20 protein-coding genes and 1 tRNA gene are annotated in these 21,359 nt (G+C 62.1%); 9 read left to right on the forward strand and 12 right to left on the reverse strand.

All coding sequences use genetic code 11. The features are described 5' to 3' along the window. Positions 1-59: 59 nt before the first annotated feature. From crtE to H0O21_RS08730, 3 genes are read left to right on the forward strand one after another with little or no spacing between them, the layout of a single operon-like run. Entirely contained in the window at positions 60-1,013 is a 954-nt protein-coding gene (crtE, locus tag H0O21_RS08720; protein ID WP_185189395.1) for a geranylgeranyl diphosphate synthase CrtE, read from the forward strand. Beyond that, the gene (locus H0O21_RS08725; protein ID WP_185189396.1) at positions 1,010-1,522 is read left to right on the forward strand and encodes a divergent PAP2 family protein; all 513 of its coding nucleotides are present in this window, start codon (positions 1,010-1,012) and stop codon (positions 1,520-1,522) included. Before crtE ends, H0O21_RS08725 begins: the two co-directional genes overlap by 4 nt. Then, entirely contained in the window at positions 1,519-3,009 is a 1,491-nt protein-coding gene (locus H0O21_RS08730) for an AAA family ATPase (protein WP_185189397.1), read from the forward strand. Before H0O21_RS08725 ends, H0O21_RS08730 begins: the two co-directional genes overlap by 4 nt. On the opposite strand, the gene H0O21_RS08735 is transcribed toward H0O21_RS08730, so the two are convergent. From H0O21_RS08735 to H0O21_RS08765, 7 genes are all read right to left on the reverse strand, one after another. After that, positions 2,996-3,682: a GAP family protein gene (locus H0O21_RS08735; protein WP_185189398.1), complete on the reverse strand. Its 687-nt coding sequence runs from the start codon at positions 3,680-3,682 to the stop codon at positions 2,996-2,998. The genes H0O21_RS08730 and H0O21_RS08735 overlap by 14 nt on opposite strands. Then, complete coding sequence (locus tag H0O21_RS08740) at positions 3,682-4,275, reverse strand: histidine phosphatase family protein (protein ID WP_185189399.1); 594 nt, start codon at positions 4,273-4,275, stop codon at positions 3,682-3,684. Before H0O21_RS08740 ends, H0O21_RS08735 begins: the two co-directional genes overlap by 1 nt. Further along, the gene (locus H0O21_RS08745; protein ID WP_185189400.1) at positions 4,272-4,622 is read right to left on the reverse strand and encodes an acylphosphatase; all 351 of its coding nucleotides are present in this window, start codon (positions 4,620-4,622) and stop codon (positions 4,272-4,274) included. The genes H0O21_RS08740 and H0O21_RS08745 overlap by 4 nt, the downstream gene beginning before the upstream one ends. Then, complete coding sequence (locus H0O21_RS08750) at positions 4,571-5,950, reverse strand: cobyrinate a,c-diamide synthase (protein ID WP_185189401.1); 1,380 nt, start codon at positions 5,948-5,950, stop codon at positions 4,571-4,573. The genes H0O21_RS08745 and H0O21_RS08750 overlap by 52 nt, the downstream gene beginning before the upstream one ends. Positions 5,951-5,966: 16 nt before the next feature. Beyond that, positions 5,967-7,250 carry a glucose-6-phosphate dehydrogenase assembly protein OpcA gene (locus H0O21_RS08755; protein ID WP_131454362.1) on the reverse strand — a complete coding sequence of 428 codons (1,284 nt, stop codon included), beginning with the start codon at positions 7,248-7,250 and terminating at the stop codon, positions 5,967-5,969. A gap of 39 nt (positions 7,251-7,289) precedes the next feature. After that, a complete protein-coding gene (gene zwf / locus H0O21_RS08760; protein WP_131594816.1) occupies positions 7,290-8,813 on the reverse strand; it encodes a glucose-6-phosphate dehydrogenase in 1,524 nt (507 codons plus the stop codon). A 112-nt stretch (positions 8,814-8,925) separates the two neighbouring features. Then, positions 8,926-10,095, reverse strand: coding sequence for a phycobilisome linker polypeptide (locus H0O21_RS08765; protein ID WP_185189402.1), 1,170 nt, complete (start codon positions 10,093-10,095; stop codon positions 8,926-8,928). A 217-nt stretch (positions 10,096-10,312) separates the two neighbouring features. Between H0O21_RS08765 and H0O21_RS08770 the strand changes: the two genes are divergently transcribed. Then, positions 10,313-10,816 carry an SRPBCC family protein gene (locus H0O21_RS08770; RefSeq protein ID WP_185189403.1) on the forward strand — a complete coding sequence of 168 codons (504 nt, stop codon included), beginning with the start codon at positions 10,313-10,315 and terminating at the stop codon, positions 10,814-10,816. A 160-nt stretch (positions 10,817-10,976) separates the two neighbouring features. Here H0O21_RS08770 and H0O21_RS08775 read toward each other — a convergent pair. Beyond that, positions 10,977-11,049, reverse strand: a tRNA-Glu gene (locus tag H0O21_RS08775). A 42-nt stretch (positions 11,050-11,091) separates the two neighbouring features. Continuing rightward, positions 11,092-12,243 carry a histidine kinase gene (locus H0O21_RS08780; RefSeq protein ID WP_185189404.1) on the reverse strand — a complete coding sequence of 384 codons (1,152 nt, stop codon included), beginning with the start codon at positions 12,241-12,243 and terminating at the stop codon, positions 11,092-11,094. A 106-nt stretch (positions 12,244-12,349) separates the two neighbouring features. Here H0O21_RS08780 and H0O21_RS08785 point away from each other — a divergent pair, with 106 nt between their 5' ends. The 3 genes from H0O21_RS08785 (at position 12,350) to pepN (ending at position 16,237) form a co-directional block, all read left to right on the forward strand. Continuing rightward, complete coding sequence (locus H0O21_RS08785; RefSeq protein WP_185189405.1) at positions 12,350-12,922, forward strand: hypothetical protein; 573 nt, start codon at positions 12,350-12,352, stop codon at positions 12,920-12,922. Between the two features lie 81 nt (positions 12,923-13,003). Continuing rightward, positions 13,004-13,468 carry a cAMP phosphodiesterase gene (locus tag H0O21_RS08790; protein WP_185189406.1) on the forward strand — a complete coding sequence of 155 codons (465 nt, stop codon included), beginning with the start codon at positions 13,004-13,006 and terminating at the stop codon, positions 13,466-13,468. 141 nt (positions 13,469-13,609) lie between these two features. Next, positions 13,610-16,237: an aminopeptidase N gene (gene pepN, locus H0O21_RS08795; protein ID WP_185189407.1), complete on the forward strand. Its 2,628-nt coding sequence runs from the start codon at positions 13,610-13,612 to the stop codon at positions 16,235-16,237. Between the two features lie 10 nt (positions 16,238-16,247). Here the strand turns inward: pepN and H0O21_RS08800 are convergent, their stop codons facing one another. Both H0O21_RS08800 and H0O21_RS08805 read right to left on the reverse strand, forming a co-directional pair. Then, complete coding sequence (locus H0O21_RS08800; protein ID WP_240789207.1) at positions 16,248-17,342, reverse strand: glycoside hydrolase family 10 protein; 1,095 nt, start codon at positions 17,340-17,342, stop codon at positions 16,248-16,250. A gap of 166 nt (positions 17,343-17,508) precedes the next feature. Next, on the reverse strand, positions 17,509-18,504 hold the full coding sequence (locus H0O21_RS08805; protein WP_131454354.1) for a ribose-phosphate pyrophosphokinase: 996 nt from the start codon (positions 18,502-18,504) through the stop codon (positions 17,509-17,511). 95 nt (positions 18,505-18,599) lie between these two features. Between H0O21_RS08805 and H0O21_RS08810 the strand changes: the two genes are divergently transcribed. Continuing rightward, positions 18,600-19,097, forward strand: a complete 498-nt coding sequence (locus tag H0O21_RS08810; RefSeq protein ID WP_185189408.1) for a hypothetical protein — start codon at positions 18,600-18,602, stop codon at positions 19,095-19,097. Positions 19,098-19,099: 2 nt separating this feature from the next. Here H0O21_RS08810 and H0O21_RS08815 read toward each other — a convergent pair whose 3' ends face one another. Next, entirely contained in the window at positions 19,100-20,065 is a 966-nt protein-coding gene (locus tag H0O21_RS08815; protein ID WP_185189409.1) for an LCP family protein, read from the reverse strand. A gap of 129 nt (positions 20,066-20,194) precedes the next feature. Here H0O21_RS08815 and H0O21_RS08820 point away from each other — a divergent pair, with 129 nt between their 5' ends. Next, the gene (locus H0O21_RS08820) at positions 20,195-21,355 is read left to right on the forward strand and encodes a Coenzyme F420 hydrogenase/dehydrogenase, beta subunit C-terminal domain (protein ID WP_185190956.1); all 1,161 of its coding nucleotides are present in this window, start codon (positions 20,195-20,197) and stop codon (positions 21,353-21,355) included. Positions 21,356-21,359 lie beyond the last annotated feature (4 nt).

The raw sequence follows: 21,359 nt of genomic DNA on the forward strand, positions 1-21,359 counted from the left end.
TCGCCAGGGGAGGGCTTGGCCCTCCGGCCTGAGAGAATCCGGCCAATGATTGATGTTCCATGACCGCCGCGGCGACCAGTTCCGATAACGCCCGGCCGGCGGGAGCACCCGAGGACTTTGATTTCAATTCCTACCTCGCGGCTCGTAAGTCCGAGGTGGAAGCTGCTCTAGACGCAGCTCTGGGACCTGAACGACCGGAGTCGCTCCGTGAGGCGATGCGCTACTCGCTGCTGGCCGGTGGGAAGCGCTTGCGGCCGATTCTCTGCCTGGCGGCCTGTGAACTCGCTGGTGGTGATCCAGCGCTGGCCATGCCGACGGCTGTGGCCCTGGAGATGATCCACACCATGTCGCTGATCCATGACGATCTCCCCGCCATGGATAACGATGATTTGCGGCGTGGTCGCCCCACGAACCACAAGGTCTATGGCGAAGCGGTGGCGATCCTCGCGGGCGATGCCCTGCTCACCCGTGCCTTTGAGATGGTCGCTCTGCGCAGTCCTGGAGTGCCAGCGGAACGCCTGATCAAGGTGGTGGCTGAACTCTCTCTTGTGGCAGGAGCCCCTGGACTGGTGGGGGGCCAGGTGGTGGACCTGGAGAGTGAGGGGAAGGACGTGGATCTCGAGACCCTCGAATACATCCATCTCCACAAGACGGGCGCCCTGCTCAAGGCCTGCGTGATCACCGGTGCCTTGATTGCCGGAGCCGATGCCACCCGCATCGCTTCCCTCGGTACCTATGCCGGTGGGATTGGCCTGGCCTTCCAGATCGTTGATGACATCCTTGATGTGACCGCCAGCAGTGATGTGCTCGGAAAAACGGCTGGCAAGGATCTGATCGCCGACAAGACGACCTACCCAAAGCTGCTGGGTCTCGAGGAGTCCAGGGCCAGGGCCAGAGCGCTGGTGGAGGAAGCCAAGGCGTCTCTGTCTCTCTTCAAGGGAGACGGTGGAGGGCTGGCCAAGGCAGCACCTCTACTGGCTCTGGCTGATTACGTGATCGGACGCGACCGATGATCCTGGCTGATGTCACGGCTCCAGCAAGCCTTTCGCTTCTCGACAATGCTGTACTGGCCTGGGGACTTGCGGCCTGTGGCCTCGCTCAGTTCTCCAAGTTGTTCATTGAGCTACTCCTGCACCGTCGTTGGCGACCGGCCGTTCTGATCGAGACGGGGGGCATGCCCTCCAGTCATTCCGCGCTGGTCACCGGTACCGCAGCTGGTGTGGGTTGGCAGCTTGGGTTCGCTGATCCTGTGTTCGCGCTCGCCGCGACCATCGCCTTTGTGGTGATGTACGACGCCAGTGGGATTCGGCGGGCCGCAGGCTTCACGGCTGCACGGGTGAATGCGCTTCCCGCATCCAATTGGTCGCCCCCCCCCGAGAAACCTCTGAAGGAGACCCTGGGGCATTCCAGGCTTGAGGTGTTCGTTGGCAGCGTGCTCGGTCCGGCGATCGCTCTTCCAGGTCTTGCGTTGTTCGGCTCCCCCTGGCATCTGGCCCAGGGGCTTCTTCAGGCCCTGGGGTGAATCGCTTGCCAGCATCCAGTGCTGATCTCACTGGCGATCAGCGGCAAGCGGCAGAGGCTTTCAGCCGTTGGCTTGCAGGCTCCGAGTTCGGGGTCCCCTTCGTGCTTAGCGGCTATGCGGGTAGCGGCAAGACGTTTCTCTCGATGCGCTTGCTCAGGCAGGTGGATGCCGCAGGACTCTGCTGGACCGTGGTCGCCCCCACCCATAAGGCGGTTGGCGTCCTGCGTCAGGCGCTCAACCTCGAGGGGCTTCAGCCCACCTGGTATCCCTCCACCATCCACCGTCTGTTACGGCTCAAGCTCCGTCGCCAGGGTGATCGCGAGCTCTGTGAGCCGACCGAGCAGACGGCGATGGCCCTGGAGCATCTGGGTCTGGTCTTGATCGATGAGGCCTCGATGGTCGACAGCTCGCTGTTGTCCATCGCCTTGCAGTGCGCCCATCCATTCAAAACGCGGTTGGTGTTTGTCGGTGATCCGGCCCAGTTGCCCCCTGTCGGTGAAATGGAAAGTCCTGTGTTCGCCATGGGCCGCGCTTGCAGCACAAGTCTCACGGAGGTGGTGCGCCACCAAGGTCCGGTGCTTCAGCTGGCGAGTTGCCTTCGCGATGGCCGGATTGCCTGTGATCGCCCGCCGTTGCTGCCACCTTTGCGCTCTCCCCAGGGGACTGTGGCTGCGCTGGATCGCAGCCAGTGGCTGGCCCGGGCCCAGGAAGCGTTGCGGCAGGCCTCGATCACGGACAACCCTGATGCAGCGAGGATTCTCTGCTGGACCAACCGCAGCCTGGAGCAGCTGGTTCCCCATGCCCGCCGAGCGATTCATGGAGATTTGGCTGATCAGATGCCGGTGTTGCCCGGAGAGGTCTTGATCACCCGCACCGCTGTGATGGCGCCCGCCTCGAGGGATGGGGCGGAGACGGGCGAAGAGCCTGATCTCGTGCTGGGCTCCAATCGTGAACTGGTGGTGGAGGATGTGACCCCTGAGCGCTGCGATCTCACTGAGTTTGGGCTCAGCGATGCGGATCTTCGGGGCGATGGGCAGCTGGCCCTTGCCGGGCTTGGGGTTCCTGTGATCGACACTCTGATGGCACGGGTGCGTTGTGGTGAGCTTGAGCTCAGCCTGAGGCTGTTGCCACCGGTGGGTTCGGAAGCACGCCAATTGCTCGATCGTCTGCTGCAGCGCCTGCGCGTGCAGGCCAGGGATGCCGGCAAGCGGGATGGCCGAGCGCTTTGGCGGCGTTTCTTTCTCATCCGCGATGCCTTCGCTTCCCTCGGACCTGCGGCCGTTCTGACGGTCCATCGCAGTCAGGGCAGCAGCTTCGGGGAGGTTTTTGTGGCCGATGACGTCTTCTGGTCCCAAGACCTGTCCCTGCGACGTCAGTTGGTGTACGTGGCCGTTAGCAGGGCCCGCCATGGGGTCTGGATGGTTGGACGGTCCAGCGCCAGTCGAGAGTCGCAGCTGCGTTGGCAGGAGGCGCTCAGATCAGCCTGAGACCACTCACCCCCTGCCAGCCCAGGTAGAGCCCCAGGCCAAGGCTGACGCCACCGACCACCAGGCCACTGCGGGCGAAAAGGATCTGTTTCCCTTGTTCCAGCCAGGGCACGACCTTCTCTCGGCCAATCATCACGGCCACCAGGGGGGCGAGCAGCAGCAGGCTTGCCCCGAGGGTGAAAGCCAGCAGCGCGACCAATTCCTGCCAGGTGGGTGCTTGGGCTGCCAACACCACTGAGGCGGATTTGGCGAACAGCACCAGATCATCAGGGCTTGCCACCTCTCCAACGGAGCCCAGCAGCAGCAGCAGGGGCAGAGGCATGGCAACGAAGCGATCGATGCTGGCGGTCCAACTGGGCGGTTCTGCTCCCTCTGAAAGGGAGTGCAGGAGCTCTCGACCGCCAATGGCGATCAGGGCTCCGCCCGCCACCAGGTCAAGGCCCGTGCGGTGATGAGAGCCGTGGCTCATGTCGAGTACAAGGGTGTGACCCACGGTCACCAGCAGTGTTGCGGTGAGCATTGTGGTGACCACCCAGCCCGCCACAAACCAGCCACCGCGGCCTAGGGGCTGGGGGCCCAGCAACAGGAGCAGCAGAACGGCAATGTGAACGGGCGAGAGACCGATGCCCGTGCCGTAGGCCAGCAGTTCCGCCCAGAGAGTGGTGTCGCTCATTAGAACCGGCCGTCGGCCGGAGCATTCCAGCGAACGATGGCACGGTTTTCGCGCTCGAATCCCAGCACGCCGATGCTTCCTGTACCGAGCTTCAACAAGCTGCCGCCCACAGCACCCAGACCCAGCCAGGTTCCCGCCAGCGCCCGCAGCAGGTGTCCGTGAGCGAACAGCGCCACATCCCCTGGTCCGGAGACCTCCAGGGCGCGTTGGATGGTGATTTCGCAGCGCTTCTGCACGGCCTCGGCATCCTCCCCGTTGGGGCAACCATGGCTCCAGACCGTCCAACCCGGCACCGTCTTGCGGATCTCCGGCGTGGTGATGCCCTCGTAGTCGCCGTAGTCCCACTCCAGGAGTTCATCCATCACCTGGGCTTGCTCCCCGAGGCCGCCCAGTTCACAGGTGCGACGGGCGCGTTGCAAGGGTGATGTGAAGACGGCTGCGAAGGGCTGTGCCTTCAGCACCGGTGCCAGCCGACGTGCTTCCTCCTCGCCCTCAGGAAGCAGGGGAAGGTCGGTGCTGCCGGTGTGGCGTCCGTTTTTGGCCCATTCCGTGGCGCCATGGCGCAGCAACCAGATTTGGCGGTCTGACGTCATGGTCTCACCTCAAACCAGTCGTCCCCCGTGATGGGTAGGTGACTCAGCCGCACCGTGCGCACATTGGCGGCGCTAGGGCCTCGTTCACACCAGAGGCGCAGTTCATTGAGGGTCATGGGGTTCCCCTCGGCCTGCACCTCCACTCGGCCATTGCTGAGGTTTCGCACCCATCCACTCAGCCCCAGTTCCGTGGCTCGCCTGCAGCAGCTGCTGCGGAAGCCGACGCCCTGCACATCTCCATCCACCATCAGTCGCCAGCGTTCCTGCAGGGGGGAGGAGCGTGTCGGTTGGCGTTTTAGGAAGCGCCTGCTCTCGCCGTTGCCCCGGCTTCGAGCGCGGCGCGCCATCGGCATGAGATCGTCGAGCAGCCGCCCCAATGGAGGTGGACCCAACTGGCGTGAACGTTGTTCAGATTCCATCCCTCCTCCCGGCGCTGCGATCTCCAGCCTTCAACCTGCCACAGGCTTTCTTCCTTGCCCACAGTCTTCAGTGACCAGCGGTGAAACTCGTGGCCTACATAGCGTTCTCCCTTCCGTAGAAGCAGACTGTCTGCAGTGGCGGTCAGCTGTCGGTAACCCACCTGCAGGTCGCCGCGGCGCGCTCCGAAGGGCAGAACTCCGGCCATGGGGTGTGCCCTGCCTTCCAGGTCGGTAAGTGTTTGCCCGAGTAGCAACATCCCGCCGCATTCCGCATAGAGCGGTCGTTGTCTGAACCAGTGGCGCAAGGCGGTCAGACTTTGTTGGCATTCGCTTAGGGCTGCGGCGTGCTGCTCCGGGAAGCCACCTGGAAGAATCAGGCCTGTCGCTTCCTCCGGAATCGCTTCGTCAGCCAGTGGGCTCCAGGGCAGCACTGGCATCCCTAGGGCCTCAAGGCTTTCCTGCATCTCCGGATAGCGGAAATGGAAAGCGGCGTCCTGGGCTACAGCCACTGGAAGCAGCGAGCGGCTGGTGCCGTTGGGCGGCTCTGCATGGAGCGATTCGAGTGGAGGAACACGGCTCGAGGGGGGCTGCAGCAGCGGCAGAAGGGCTCCCAGGTCGAGATGTTCCTGGGCTAGGGATGCCCAGGCCTCTAGGCGACCTTCAAGTCGTTCCAGTTCGTGGGCTGGTGCGAGTCCGAGATGCCGACTGGGCAGTTCCAGGCTCAGATTGCGGGGCAGGCTCCCCAGCAGGGGCACCTCAATGCCATCGAGTACCGCATCCAGCAGTTCTCGATGGCGGGGACTACTGACTCGGTTGAGCACGACCCCAGCCAGTCGCAGAGAGGGGTCGTGTTGTTGAAATCCGCGCACCAGGGCAGCGAGTGATTGGGCTTGTCCGCTGGCATCCACAACAAGGACCACCGGGAGCTGGAGAGCGGCTGCAACAGCTGCGCTGCTGCCATCACTGCTTGGACCGATGCCATCGAAGAGGCCCATGACCCCTTCCACCACCGCCAGATCAGCCGTGCTGCCATGACGGAGGAAGCTGCCTCGTACCCAGTCCTCACCGCAGAGGCTCAGATCCAGGTTGCGACAGGGGCGCCCCGATGCAGCTGTGAGCAGCTGGGGGTCCAGATAGTCAGGCCCCACCTTGAACGGTTGAATGCTCCGCCCCTGCTGGCGGGCCCAGGCGATCAGGCTGAGCGTGAGCAGGGTCTTGCCACTGCCGCTGGATGGCGCGGCGATTAGACAGGCCATGCAGCGGCAATGCGGCTCAGCTCAGCAGCTTGGCAGCTAAAGGAGCGGCGGCGGCGAGCAAGGGGTTTGTGGTGTCGTGTCCGCCCTCGAGCAGGCGGGCCACATCGGCTTCAACCGGATTGTTCTGTACTGGCACCACCTCCTCCAGCAGTTCCATGCTGGCCATGCCCCCAGCCTCGAGGCGCATGCAGCCTCCTGATTCAGCGCAGAGAATCACGCAGACTGCCGGCCGGGTCTCGGGCTTGCAGATCAGCCGCAACCCAACGATCTGTCCGGGGTGGATGCTTGGTTGTCCCATGGGTACTGGTGCGATCCGCATCTGCACGCTGATGCCATCCGGCCGCTGGAATTCGGCGCTGATGCCGTGGTCTTCCGTGCGCTGGGACCCTTTCAGGAGCCAGCCCAGGCGATCGGCCACCCAGGAGGCGAGCAGTAAACCCTGAACGGGATGCTCGCCCTCTACATCGAGATCGATTTGCACCACATGGCTGAGAGCGTCGCGACGCTGGGGCGGATCGAAGACCATGGCCAGGGTTTCGCGCCAGCTTCTTAGTCGCAGCCAGTTGAGATCATTCACCGCTTGTCGGGCTTCGATTCGGCTGGAGAGCAGCTCGAGGCAGTGCTGGGGGGAGCCCAAGGCGGAGTCGATGATCAGGCGCCGGGGGCCGATCGCCAGTTGCTGGAGCAGCTCGGGCGCCTCATCAAGGTTGCCGTTCCACCACACCCATGAGGGCAGTTCTTCAGGCAGAAGCGGTTGCAGAATGCCCAGGCCGCGGCTGAGGGCGTCATGGCCGCCGCGTAGCACCACAACATCGCCACAGGCGGCGGTGCCACCGCCTTCCTCAGGCAGCGGGCAGTAGGCCGCCACCAGTGTTTCGAGCTCGCGTCCTCCATCAAGGCTTGGGGCGAGGGTGATGAGGCGACGGGGCCGTAGGGCACTGACCGCCGGATCCACGTGCTGTCCACGCAAATCCTCGCTGTTGCTCTGACCTTCGAGTCGGGCCAGAGAGTCCGCAACGGTTGGTGTGAGCGGGGGAGTGCTCAGGGCGAGATCTCCATCCACCACCGCTTGCCGTGCGGCAGCGATCAGCTCGTCACGCTGCACGCCGGTGACAGGGCCGGGGAGTCGGCCGGTGCGTACCAGCTGCTGTTCCACCCAGGCGGGTTGCCAGATCAACAGACAAAAGGTGTGAGCACCGGTGCTGCCGGGCTGGTCTTTCGACCAGAGTTGCTCCAGGTAGGAGGGAACCTCGGAGGGGGGGAGTTCGAGCGGGGTCTGCAGGGTGAGCTGGGGAGACATGACGGGCCTTTGGATAACGGATGGAGAAAGGGATCGACGTCAGGGGCGGCGCCAGAGGAGGCCGTCACGGGCCAGTAGGGCATCGGCAGCGGCGGGTCCCCAGGTTCTGGATTCATAGGGGTGGATCGGCAGCCGCCAGGGGCTGTCTTCAATCAGTTCAAGCAACGGCGTGTAAAGCCGCCAGGCCGCTTCCACCTCATCGCTACGGGTGAAGAGCGTGGGGTCGCTCAGCATGGCGTCGGCCAGCAGCCGCACGTAGCCCTCGTCTGAGGGCTCGCCGAAGGATTCGTCGTAGGAGAACTCCATTTCGACCGGCCGACTGCGCATGCCGGATCCGGGCGATTTCACCTCAAAACGGAATTCCGCACCCTCATCGGGTTGAATCCGCAGGATCAGCTGGTTGGCGGTCGGGCTTCCACCTGCCGCATCGAAGAGATGCACTGGCGCCTCACGAAATGTCAGCACCACCTCGCTCAGGCGCTTGGCCAGCCGCTTGCCGGTGCGTACATAGAAGGGAACCCCCTGCCAGCGCCAGTTGTCGATGAACAGCTTCATCGCCACATAGGTCTCCGTGGTGCTGTTCGGATCCACACCCGGTTCCTGTCGGTAACCGGCCAAGGGTGATGTGGCTGTGCCACCTGGGCCGTATTGGCCGCGGATGCAGCAATTCCAGGGCTCGAGTTCGTCAGCCAGGCGGGCCGCTTGCAGCACTTTTGCTTTTTCGCTGCGGATCGCTTCTGGATCGAAGCGACCGGGGGTCTCCATGGCGGTGATCGCGAGCATCTGGGTCAGATGGTTCTGCACCATGTCGCGCAGGGCTCCCGAGGTTTCGTAGTAACCGGCCCGCTCTTCCACACCGACAGTTTCGGCAGCGGTGATCTGCACGCTTGAGATGTAGTTCCGATTCCAGATCGGCTCGAAAATCGTGTTAGCGAAACGCAGAACCATGATGTTCTGCACCGTTTCCTTGCCCAGATAGTGGTCAATGCGGAAGATCTGGTTTTCCTGTCCGCAGGCCTGCACCACCTTGTTGAGCGCTTGGGCGCTGCTGTAGTCGCGGCCAAAGGGTTTCTCGATCACGACCCGGCTCCTTGCCGGATCTTTCAGCAGACCGGCATCAGCAAGGGCGCGGCAGCCACTGCCGTAAAACTTGGGTGAGACCGAAAGGTAGAAGGTCCGATTGCTACGGGTCGCGCGAAGACGGTCGATCTCCTCGAGGCGGCGCCCGAGCTTCACCAGGTCTTCAGGTTGCTGAAGATCCACTGGCTCGTAAAACATTCCGGCCGAGAACTGCTCCCAGGCCAGGCGGTTTTCACGGACTGTCTCGCCCATGGCCTCGGCCATCTTCTGGCGAAACTCTTCATCGCTCCAGGGGCGGCGCGCACAGCCGAGCAGGGCGAATTCACTCGGCAGGCGACGCTGCTGGAACAGTTCGAACAGAGCCGGAACCAGTTTGCGATGGGTCAGATCCCCACTGGCACCGAAGATGACCAGACACTGCGGGGCGATGACCCGTTCCTGCCGCAGACCGACCCGCAGTGGATTCGTGATCGTTGCGCTCATGGCACGGAGAGTTCTGCCAGAGGTTTAACCAGGAATTGCAGTCCTGGCAGTGCTCCAGAACATCCCGCCATGGTTTTGAAAAAAAAGCCCGCCGGGAGGCGGGCTGAGCTGATCAATAGGTTTCGACGTGCCAACGATCAGCTTTCTTGAGCTGGGGACGCAATTCCGACCAGTCGAGCCCTTTGGCGGCAGCGGCGGCACTCATCGCTTCATCAATGCCGGGCTCCATGCCCCGAAGTCCGCACATATACACATGGGTCTTGGGATTTTCAATCATCGCGAAGATCTCTTCGGCGTGTTCGAGCACCCGATCCTGGATGTACATGCGGCCACCCTTGCTGTTCTGCTGCTCGCGGCTGATGGCCTTGGTGTAGCGGAAGTTGTCGGGGAACTGGCTCTGGTAGTGCTCGAAATCAGCGTCGTAGAGAAGGTTCGGGGTTTTGGGTGCACCCATGAACAGCCAGGCCTTGCCACGGAAGTGCCAGTTGTTGAGCTCGCGCTCCTTGGGCTCAAACATGCGGCGCAGGTAGGTGCGCATCGGAGCAATACCGGTGCCCGTGGCCAGCATGATCACGTTGGCCTCCTCGTCTTCGGGAAGAAGCATTTCCTTGCCGACGGGGCCAGTGATCTTCACCTTGGCGCCTGGCTCGATGTCACAGAGGAAGGTCGAGCAGACGCCGTTGATGGTCTCTCCGTCTTTCTCGTATTGCAGTTGGCGAACGCAGAGCGAAACGGTGTTGTCGTGATAGTTGTCGCCATGGCGCGTGCTGGCGATCGAATAAAGGCGGAGCTTATGGGGCTTGCCGTTGGCATCTTCACCATCGGGAATGATGCCGATGCTTTGGCCTTCGACGTAATTCAGATGGGGGTCGCCGCCACTCAGGTCAAAGGTGATGTGCTGCACGCGTCCAATCGCACCCTCATCCAACAGGCTGTAGTTCTCGGTCACAGTGCCGATGAAGGGAGTTTTCGGTTTGTAGAGGTTGACCGGAACGGCTGCATGGGCAGGCTTGGGAGCGGAAGCAGTCACAGGGGCAGAGGAAGAGGGCGTCTGAGAGGCGGTAATGGCGGGCGTCGAACCGGAATCGGCTGCATCGGCAGGGATCACGGCTGTGATTTTGCCGCCTGACGAAGTAATGCGCTGAACAGTGGCCTGGAGCTGGCTGAATCCCACGGTGAAGCGCCGTTCCGCACGGCGCTGACGACCGGACTGAAGGCCGAGCACCATCACGGTGAACATGCGTTCTTGGGAGTCGCCTGAACCAGCCGTGCTGACGCGCATGGACTTTGCCTTCTCATGAAACGGCGCGATCATAGGCGTGCTCAGCAGATCTCTGGTTACATTTGCCGACTGCTTCACGCTGCTTGGCGCTGCTGGTGAGTGTTTTTCTTAAGATCATTCGATTGACTCTTTCAGATTTCTCAGCGGGGACTCGTCGTTGACGTTCACGGATTTGTCACGGCTGCAGCGCAACGGGGCTCGCGATGTTGAGGATTCCATGCTGCGCCGTCAAACCATTGAGCAGACCATGGAGCGCCTCCCCCAAGGGGTGCGCAGGCTCGCTGTGCAGCTACGCACACCAATTGGTGTCGATCTCCTCTGGTCCGTTCTCACGGATTACGACCGTTTGAGCAGCTTCATCCCCAATCTCAGCAGCTCCACCCTTGAAGCAAGGCAAGGCAATCGCGTTGAGCTCGCTCAGGTGGGTAGTCAGCAGTTGCTGGGTTTGCGATTTTCCGCAGCTGTTCAGCTCGAACTGGTCGAGCATCGTCCTGAGGGGCTGCTGCAATTTCGGATGCTCAAGGGCGATTTCCGTCGTTTTGAAGGCTCCTGGCGTCTTCAGGCCTTGCCCGACGGCACCTCACTTCTTTATGACCTCACGGTTCAAGGATGTCTTGGTATGCCTGTGGCCCTGATTGAGCAACGGCTGCGGAGCGATCTTTCGGCCAATCTTCTTGCCGTGGAACGGGAAGCCCAGCGACGGATTCAGTTCGACAACTGAAGTGATTGGATTGGTCAAAAGCCCCGCCTAAACCATTGGTCGATGGTCAGGTGAAGGTGAAGCCAATTGATCAATGATCAACACACATGAACCGTGTGTGAATCAAAGTCATTTAACCATCAATCAGTAATCGGAGGTTGAACGACTCCGACACTCGCAGTACCCCCAAGGGGATTCGAACCCCTGTCGCCTCCGTGAAAGGGAGGTGTCCTAGGCCTCTAGACGATGGGGGCGAGGCCGTGATCGTCGGATGTGCTCCCGATCACCAGATGAAACTAGGGGTCCGACTGACCCTCCGTCAAGACAGCAGCAGAGCTGTTCTGATCTTGCCCTTGCCAGACGGGAACTGTGAAGAAGAAGCAGGCTCCTTCTCCTGGTTCGGAGACCACCCAGATTTTGCCGCCGTGCACTTCAACGATGCGCCGACAGACTGAAAGGCCAACGCCGAATCCGGAGGTGCCTCCGGATGTTTGAGGAAGTCGAACACGATCCTGGAAAATCCGTTGCTGTTCCTCTTCGGGTATTCCAGGACCGCTATCGCAGACGCTGATCTGCAACCACTGACTGGTGCGATGCAACATCGTCAGTGAGATGCGACCGCCGTCCTGGGTGTATTTAAGGGCGTTTTCAAGCAGGTTCAGGAGTACTTGGCGCATCCGGCGTTGGTCGGCGAACACCTTGGGCAGGTCGGAGGGGATGTCGGTGTGGATCGCCACATCTCGTCCAAGCCAGAGCTTCTCGAGCTCAAGGATCGCTTCGGCGGCGACGCTTGTCAGGTCGAGTCGCTGGGGGTTGAACAAGGCCTCCCAGCGGGTGCTGCCCACTTCCAGCAGGTCTTTCGAAAGCAGCGCGATCTCCTCCAGTCGTCGTTTGAGCACGTCCTGGAACCGCGCCAAGTCGATCTGGCCGAGTTGCTGGCTCTGCAGGGCCAGCGTGGCAGCGGTCAGGGGGGTGCGTAGCTCATGGGCGACCATGCGCAGGAGCCTTTCTTGGGCGCTGAGGCGATCGATCAGAGTCTCGTTCTCCTGACGCAGCACAAGCAGCTGGTCTTCCAGCTGGAGCTCCCGCTGGGTACGGCTGCCATCCAGCTCCGCGGGTTGGAGGCTCAGCCCCAACCCGCTCACGACCTCATCCTGTTGCCAGCGGGGAAGCCAACTCCGCAGCTGTTGGAAGATGCTGCTGCCGGCAAACACCTGCTTGGGAGCTGGTAAGAGCTTCACCAACGCAGGAGTCACGACCAGACGATGCAGCTCAAGCAATTCGGGCTGCTGTGAGGGATCCGACATCTGCAGCGTGACGTCGAAGCCGTTGTCTTCATGCTCGAGGAAGTGGATCAGCGAGCGCAGATCACCACTCGAGAGATGGTGTCGACCGGCCACCAGCAGGAGCTTGAGCTGCTGTCGCGGATTGGGATTGTTCCCATCCACAGGGCTGTCGTCGGAAAGATGATGCTCACCTTATGGGTTTTTGCATGCTTCGGCAGAACCGCTATGACGAAGCTGTACAGACTGTTGTCTCACCGGACGGTTCTTCATGCCGCTGCTGCCGCTTGAGCGACGGGGAGTCTCCGAGCCCCCCGGAGATCCGCCGGTCGTCCAACGGTTGCCGCTGGACAGTCACCTGCGCCGCTGGTTTGCGCGCAACCTGGGCCTCTGGCGTTCTCAGCGGCAATACCTCTTCCCCACGGATGAGGTTCTCTATCTCGACATGATGATCCGCGTTGAGATCTTCGCGGAATCCCAGGTGGGCCAGCCGCGCTATCGCTTCACCTGGTGGCCAGAGCGGGAGACTGACTTCTTCGAGCGGCAGCCGCGCTATCGCCGAGAAGGGGTCATGGAGGCGACCCTGATGGGGCATCAACTCCAGCGAGAGCGTGCCTACCTTGAGGACATGCCGGTGCGCACCAGCATCCGTCAGGTGGATGAGCACGAGGTCGTCTTTGAATCCCATTACGCCGACTGGCATGTGCTGGAACACACCCGCCTGATTGATCAGGATCACTACCGCTCGAGGGCGATCTACAGCTGGGAGCGAGGGGAGCTGGCGATTGTTGAGCATCACCATGAAACCCGGATGGAGGACGCTTCCGCCCCCATCCCCGCCTGATCATTCGTCACGGATTCGAACAGTTTTTCAGCTGAGTCGAATCAGATTCGGTCATGTTTCGAGTGGTCTATCCGCGGCTGAATGGGGCAGCATGGCTCTGTCTTCCGATTCGGACTGTTGCGCTTCCCCACTCGCCGTCTTCGGCTTGCATTAGCGGCTCCTCTGCTGCTGTCTCCTCTGGCTCTGCTCGGTCCGTCCGCCTTGGCTCAGGACGCTGGTCAGTCAGCTGTCAAGCCCGCCAGTAACGACGATGTCTTTCTTTATCGGGGGATGGGCTCGTCTTACGTGTGCAATGCCCGTGCCGCTGGGGTCGAGTTCCCCAAGGCCGTCGGTATCGCTGCTGCCACTTATGTGCAGATTCTCAACGGTCGCCATGGCGGTCAGGTGGCTTCAGCCGGCAAGAAGAAGCTGACCAATGAGCAGCTCTTTGCTGGCGCCGAATTCCAGATCATCACCGGTGCTCTTCAGTTCTGTCCCAAGGAAGTGCCCGCCGATGTGAAGGCCAAGGTGGAAGAAGCCCTCAAGAAACAGCAGGGCGCCAAGTAAGCCGTTCCCTCACAGCGCAAGCTCCAGGCCCACCAAGTGCATGCTGATGCATCTGGTGGGCCGTTGGGCAGCAGGCCCAGTTCCTTGGTGAGCACCGCCTGAGCGATGAGCGCGCCAGGATCGCTCAAGAGAGAGCTGCGCATGACTCACACCGCTTCCCTGGATTCCGTCGTTCGCCTTGCTGACTACAAGCCATATCCCTTCTCGATCCCCAGCATCAGCCTGGATTTCCGCATCGAGGAACGCCTGGTGCAACTCACCAGCAGTCTGCAAGTGGAACCCCTGGCGGATTCTCAGCCGCTGATCCTGCGCGGTGTGGATCTGGAGCTGCTGTCGATCCAACTCGATGGAAAGGTTCTGGATGGGGCTGATTTCGTTCTCGATGGCTCGCTGCTTCGAATCCCAGCTCCTCCTCTTCAGCCGTTCACGCTCACGACGGTTTGTCGCATCGATCCCCATGCCAATACCTCCCTGGAGGGGCTGTATGCCAGTGGTGGCATGCTCACCACCCAGTGCGAAGCGGAGGGCTTCCGGAGGATCGCATTTCATCCCGATCGCCCCGACGTGCTCAGTCGTTATCGGGTGCGCATCGAAGCCGATCGACAGCGCTTTCCGGTGCTTTTGTCCAACGGCAATGCGTTGAGTCAAGGCCCCCTGAGTGGAGACCCCAGCCGCCATGAGGCGATCTGGGATGACCCGTACCTGAAGCCCTCTTATTTGTTTGCCCTGGTGGCTGGTGATCTACGTGAGCTGCGGGATCACTTTGTGACCCGCTCCGGTCGCGAGGTGGCGTTACGTCTTCATGTGGAGCCCGGTGATGAGCCCTACACCTCCCATGCCATGGACTCCCTCAAGCGCTCGATGGCATGGGATGAGCAGGTCTATGGCCTCGAATACGACCTTGATGAGTTCAACACGGTTGCCGTGCGCCACTTCAACATGGGCGCGATGGAGAACAAGAGTCTGAATATCTTCAACTCCAAGCTGGTTTTGGCTGATGCCGAAACCGCAACTGACGGCGAACTGGAGCGGATCGAAAGTGTCGTCGCCCATGAGTATTTTCATAATTGGTCGGGCAACCGGATCACCTGTCGCGACTGGTTTCAGCTCTCTCTCAAGGAGGGGCTCACCGTGTTTCGCGATCAGTGCTTCACGGCTGATCTGCATTCCGCTGGCCTGAAGCGCATCGAGGATGCCTCGATGCTTCGCAATACCCAATTTCGGGAGGATGCCGGTCCTACGGCCCATCCGGTCAAGCCGGACGCCTACCAAGCCATCGATAATTTCTACACAACGACGATTTACGAGAAGGGTGCTGAGCTGATTCGCATGCTGCGCACCTTGCTTGGGGAGGAGCGCTTCATGGCTGGCATGCGGCTGTACTTCCAGCGGCATGACGGCGAGGCGGCCACCACGGATGATTTCGTGGCCGCCATTCTTGAAGGAGCCAGCGCCGATCGTGACGAACTGGGCTTCGATCCTGAGCAGTTCAAGCGCTGGTATCACCAAGCGGGCACGCCCACAGTGCAGATTCACCGTGCATGGAATGCTTCGACCGGGGAGCTGACCCTGCGCTTCCGTCAGAGCACGCCGCCCACCCCAGGCCAGCCAGAGAAGCAGCCGCTGGTGATTCCTCTTCTTTGGGCTCTTCTCGGGCCCAACGGTGAACCTGGAGAGGAGCGCCTGTTGGTGCTCGATCAGGACGAAGAGACTCTCGTGCTGGAGGGACTCTCGCCATCAGCGCGTCCGCCTGCACTCTCCCTGTTTCGTCGGTTTTCGGCCCCGGTGCATTGGCAGGCCGTTCAGGACGTGGATGAGTTGTTCCTGTTGTTCGCTCACGACGACGACCCCTTCGCGCGCTGGGATGCGGGCCAGCAGCTCTGGCGCACTCTGTTGCTGGCTCGGGCTTCCGGGACCAGGGATTCGGATCTTGAACAACGGATGCTCGAGGCCTTGCGTGGCCTGCTCGCGATTGAGGGCGAGTCCGACCCAGCGGTGTTGGCGACCCTGCTTGCTTTCCCAGGTGGAGCAGAACTGGAGGCTCTCCAGAAGGAAGCAGATCCTCCGGCTCTCTTTCAAGCCGCCTGCGGTTTGCGTGAATGCCTTGGCCGGGTCCTGGCGCCGTTGCTGCACCAGCGGCTGGAGGCCCTGGCCCCGCAGCTTTCCCAGGCCTGGCCCCTGGGGCAGGGTGAGCGGCAACTCACCGCGGTGATCTGGAGCTGGCTGGCGGCAGCGGGTGATGGCGCCGTATGGGCCCAGGCGCTAGCTGCGGTCAATGGACCTTCCATGACCCTTGCCCGAGCTGCCCTTCGGGCCCTGTTGCCGATTGACTGCAGCGAACGGGAGATGGCCCTGCAGTGTTTTTATGACCGTTGGCAGGAGCGGCCGGTCATCCTTGATGGTTGGTTTGCTCTCGAGGCATCGACCCCGCGAACAGATGGTCTGGCGCGGGTGGAAGCGCTTCTCGCTCACCCACGGTTCGATCCGATGGCGCCCAATGCGGTCCGCGCCGTCCTTGGTGGGCTGGCGGGGAATCCGCTCGTGTTTCATGCGGCCAATGGAAGCGGTTACCGCTTCATGGCAGCTCAGATCATTCAGGTGGATCAGCGCAATGCGATCACGGCGTCGCGAATGGCCAAGGTGTTCAGTCGCTGGCGCAGCTACGCGCCGGAGCGTCAGGCCTTGGTCAAGCAAGCCCTGGATCAGCTCGCAGCGGCAGAGCTCTCGACGAATACCCGCGAGGTTGTGGCCCTGATGCAGCAGGGCTGACGCCGAACCGTTAGGGGGGTGTCGCACCCAGTGACTCGAAGGCGGCCTGGCGAATCGCCGGCCCCTCCTCCCCTGCGTACGCTCCCCACAAGCCTTCCCAATAGAAGAAGATCACGCCGTGCCCCCGTTCACGGGACAGCCGCACCTTCTCCCGCAGCACTGGCATCGGAGTGGTGCGTTTGCCGAATCCGGCCAGCACTCCGATCTGCACCGGCATGCCCCATTCTCGGGCCTTGCGTAGGGCCGGTTGATCGAGATCTTTGGCAAATCCCTTCAGGGAGTAGGCGTAGTTCTGCACAACCAGATCGTCGATGAGCTCTCCAACGGCCCAGAGTTCCCAGTCCTGGAGCCAGTGGTTGTAAGCAAACCGGAAGGGCCCAGGGGAGAGGCTGATCCGTTGGGGCAGCGCCTCCTCTTTCAGGCGACTACGGAGCTCCCTCAGGAGCCCTGTGAGTTGTCGGCGGCGCCAGGTCATCCATTGGCGATTCGTGTGGTCCTTCGGTGGAAGCGAGCCGGTGTCTTGCCTGTAAAGCTCAGATGTGTAGGGGTCGTAACCCAGTTCCACGGGCCAAGCGAAGTGGTCATCCAACTGCAGGCCATCCAGCCGGCAGCGTTTCATGACCTCCACCACGAGCCCGATGAAGCGCTCGCGTACCTGGGGGTGGGCGGGATTGAGCCAGACCATCTCCTTGCCGTGCAGCACGGTGATCGGACTCCCATTGGCCTTCTGCAGCACCCAATCCGGCTGATCCCTGACCACAGCCGATCCCGCCGGCTCCATCAGTCCATATTCGAACCAGGGAATCACCTTCATGTCTCTGGCATGGGCTTCCCTGCTCAGAGTGCAGATTGGATCGAGGTTCACCCCTGCTGCCGCAAGGGCGGGCTCCAAGGGCGCGAATTGGCTTTGGTGAAAGGTTGTACCCCGACTCCAGACATTCGGATACAGGGTGGTGAATCCCGCGGCCTTGAGTTCCTTCACCGCCTGTTGCAGTCGATTCCTGTCGTAGTACAGGGGGCTTGGGCTGTTGGTGAGCCAGACCCCGAGGGGTTGGCTGCTGGTGACCGACGCGAGGCGTTCACTCAGGCTGCTGGCGCGTTGAATTGGGGGAGTGGGCTCAGCTGGTGGCGGGGGCGTCCTCGGGACAGTCACTCGCGAGGGGAGTGGGACGCTCTGACCCGCCGGGCTCGCCAGGCAGAACACAAGGCTGAGCAAGGGAAGACCACCCAACGCTCTAATCCCTCTCGCCGTGGCTCTGCCCCAGCTCACGTCAGCGGAACATCGAGCTGACTGAACTTTCCTCGTGAATCCGCCAAATCGCTTCTCCGAGCATGTTGGCAACCGAAAGCACCTGCAGCTGAGGGAAGGTGCGATCAGCCGCGATCGGAATGCTGTTGGTGACCACCACCTGCTCAAAGAGCCCATCGACAGATAGACGCTCGCAGGCCGGTGGCGAGAAAACGGCGTGGGTGGCACAGGCGATCACCCGATCGGCACCCTGCTGACGCAGGAGGCGAGCTCCGGCGCAGATGGTGCCACCCGTGTCGATCATGTCGTCGATCAGGATCGCCGTACGGCCGGCGACATCACCAATCACCGTGAGGCTTTCCGCCATGTTGTGGCCAGTCCGGCGCTTGTCGATGATCGCCAGCGGCGCATCGTTCATTTGTTTGGCGAAGGCGCGGGCACGGGCCACCCCGCCCACATCCGGCGAAACCACTACAACATCCCCAAGATCCTGTGCGGCCAGATAGTCGACCAGCACGGGCGATCCATAGATGTGATCGCAGGGGATATCGAAATAACCCTGGATCTGGGCTGAGTGCAGGTCCATCGCCAGCACGCGGTCGACCCCGGATTTCACCAGGAGGTTGGCGGTGAGTTTGGCCGTAATTGATTCCCGCCCTGCGGTTTTTCGGTCTGCTCTTGCGTAGCCGTAGTAGGGCACCACGGCCGTGACTTGCCGGGCTGAGGCCCGACGGCAGGCATCCACCATGATCAGCAGCTCCATCAGGTGGTCATTGACCGGAGCACAGGTGGGTTGGATCAGGAAGACATCGCAGCCCCGGATCGACTCCTGGATCTGCACGTAAAGCTCGCCGTCGGCAAAGCGCTTGACCACCCGAGGACCATCGGGGACGCCCAGGTAGGCCGCAATTTCCCTAGACAGAGCAGGGTTGGAGGTTCCGCTGAACAAGCGGAGCCTACGGGTGTCCTGCTGAATTTTCTCCTGTTCGGCACGGGCTGCAGTCAGGAAACTGGTCACGGGCCCGCGGACGAGGACAGTTGTGTTCCGATCGTAGTGCCGTGGGGGGCAACGCCAAGTCCTTCCTTGATCTCCAGTCCCGTTAAGGTCCCCCCATGGCTGATCCAAAGCTGGTTCTGATCGGTGCCGGGAGCTTGCCCGAACAGCGGATGCGCCTGGCCTGTGAGGCCCTTGCTGAGCATTGGCCAGCGCCCCTTCGCCACCACGCCTGTGGGGAGGATCCCGATCTGGTGTTGTCGGCCCCGTCTGGGACCGAGTTCTCCCTGTTGCGACTCGCTGGCGATGCCGGTTTGGACCTCGAGCATCGGCGCTCCTGGCTTGAGGCGCTTGGCGACTGGAGGATGCCCACGCTGCTGATGGCTGCTCCCGGCGAGGACGGCGCGATGCCCGGTTGCGTGCCCGCCTATGCGGCCCTCTGCACGGCATTGCGGGTTCCCCTGGTCGGCCTGGTGCAGATCGGAGGCCCCTGGTTGCCGGACCGTCGCCGACGGGATGGCCTTCCCTGGTGTGGTGAGGTCGTTCGCTCGGATCCCGACCAGAATGCATTTCTGGCTCGGCGGTTGCGTCAACGCTTGCAGCGATTGGTCCCCTGAGTTCAGGGGGCTGGTTGGCCGTTCACGGGTTCCCAAAGCGGCCGAGGGGCTGAAGGGTTGAGCTGGCGAAGGATCTGCTTTCCGGCACGAGGGGCAAGGGGGAGGCTGCTGATGCGAGGGGGTTGGTTGCTGCTCAAGGTGGCTGCCGTCAGGCTTAGCCATTCCGCGCTACTGAGATCGCTGCTGACATCGGCGGATATCTCACCCAGTAGGCCGGGGAGCAGGGTGATGGCGTTGGGCTGGCGCAGCTGTTCGGCAAGACCCATCACCAGCCACTGCTGGCGGATCCGTCGGGCTTGCTCGTCGAGAGGATCCTGGCGTAGGCGCACCAACTGTTCGGCTTGGGCCCCGTTCAGGGTCTGACGACCGGCCTGGAGGTTCACGCGGTAGTCCTGGCTCTTGTCGGTGTGGCTGAAGGACTGGCTGAGGTTCACCTCAACTTGGCCGAGTCCATCCACCAGGCTGCGCAGAGCTTTGCGCGGCACCACCACAAAGCGTTCCGGCTCTCCCTCCGGCAGGCCCACCAGCTCCCGGATGATGTCAGCCGTCAGGGCAACCCCTCCATCGCGATAGCTCGCACTGAGGGGCACCATTCCCTTGCGGCCTGGCAGGTGCACGGCCAACTCCACAGGGATCTGCAGTATTTGTAGGGGTTCACCCGCCTGGATGCGCACCAGCATCAGGGAGTCGGCATTGGCCGGTCCTTTGGGTGCTGCCCGATTCACCGGATCCCGCAGTCCATCACTATCCACCCCCACCACGAGCACGGTGACCGGACGGCTCGGGAAGGCAGCAAGGCTTTTGGGGTCTTCGGCTGAGGGCCGATCAGGGGCCACCCGGTCGGCCTCAGGCCAGACCAGGCCAAGCGTGGCTCCCACGACACCGATCCCCACCACGGCGGCACCAAGGCGCAGCAGAGTGCGCGCCGGGTACTGCCCCAGCCAGCGACGCTGAGAGGGAAGAGCCATGAACTGGGCTGAATCCACTGCGAACAAGTCTCGCCCAACTTCCGCTCATTAGCTTTGGAGGCTTGAAGGCCCGGCCTCTCCGTGACACAGCAGTATTCAGCTCCAGCTCCCCATGATCGGGCCAGGCCGATGGCGCGGGGGACGGTTCGCCCGGCAAAAGACCTCTGCAGTGACTGTGGCCTCTGTGATTCCCGCTGGGTGGCCTATGTGAGGCAGTCCTGTGCGTTTCTCCATCAGGACTTCGAGGGGATGGAGCGTCGCCATCACGGACGTTCCCGTGATCTGGATCAAGAGCATGAGCTGTATTTCGGCGTCCAGCAGCGGATGCTCACCGCGCGTTTAAAGGCTCCGATTCAGGGAGCCCAGTGGACTGGAATCGTGAGCCACCTCGGTATCAAGGCCTTGAAGAGCGGCCTGGTGGATGCCGTGCTCTGCGTGCAGCAGAGCCCGGAGGATCGCTTTACGCCGGTGCCGGTTCTTGCCCGTACTCCCGAGGAGGTGCTGGCCGCCCGGGTGAACAAACCAACCCTGTCGAACAACCTCTCGGTGCTCGAGCAACTACCGGGTAGTGGAATTCGTCGTCTGCTTGCGATTGGCGTCGGCTGTCAGATCCAAGCGCTGCGTGCGGTGCAGGACACCCTCCCCCTCGAGCAGCTCTATGTCCTCGGACTTCCTTGTGTTGACAATGTCTCTCGCGAAGGCTTGCAGACGTTTCTCAACAGTGCGAGCGATTCGCCCGAGACCGTTGTTCACTACGAGTTCATGCAGGATTTCAGGATTCATTTCCGGCACCAGGATGGACGCGAGGAGACGGTCCCTTTCTTCGGTCTCGATACCCCGAAGCTCAAGGATGTGTTCGCACCGAGCTGTCTGAGCTGCTTCGACTATGTGAATGCCGGTGCTGATCTCGTGGTGGGTTACATGGGAGCTGAGTTCGGTCGCCAGTGGCTCGTGGTGCGCAATGACCGCGGGGCGGACTTGCTGCGGCTGATTGAGGCCGACCTCGACATCGCCCCCGTGACCAGCCGGGGCGATCGCCGCTCCGCTGTCCAGCAGGGCATCGATGCCTACGACAAAGCGGTTCGTCTCCCGATGTGGCTTGCTGAATTGGTGGGCTGGGTGGTGCAGCGCATTGGCCCCAAGGGACTGGAATATGGCCGTTTCTCGATCGATTCCCATTTCACCCGCAACGCCCTCTGGTTGCGGCGCCATCATCCAGGGATGCTGGAGCGGCACCTGCCTGCTTTTGCCCGTCGAATCGTGGAGCGTTACCGGCTCCCATCAACCTGAGCCC

Origin of the sequence: Synechococcus sp. HK01-R (genome assembly GCF_014217855.1) — a bacterium.
Taxonomy (GTDB): Bacteria; Cyanobacteriota; Cyanobacteriia; order PCC-6307; family Cyanobiaceae; genus Synechococcus_C.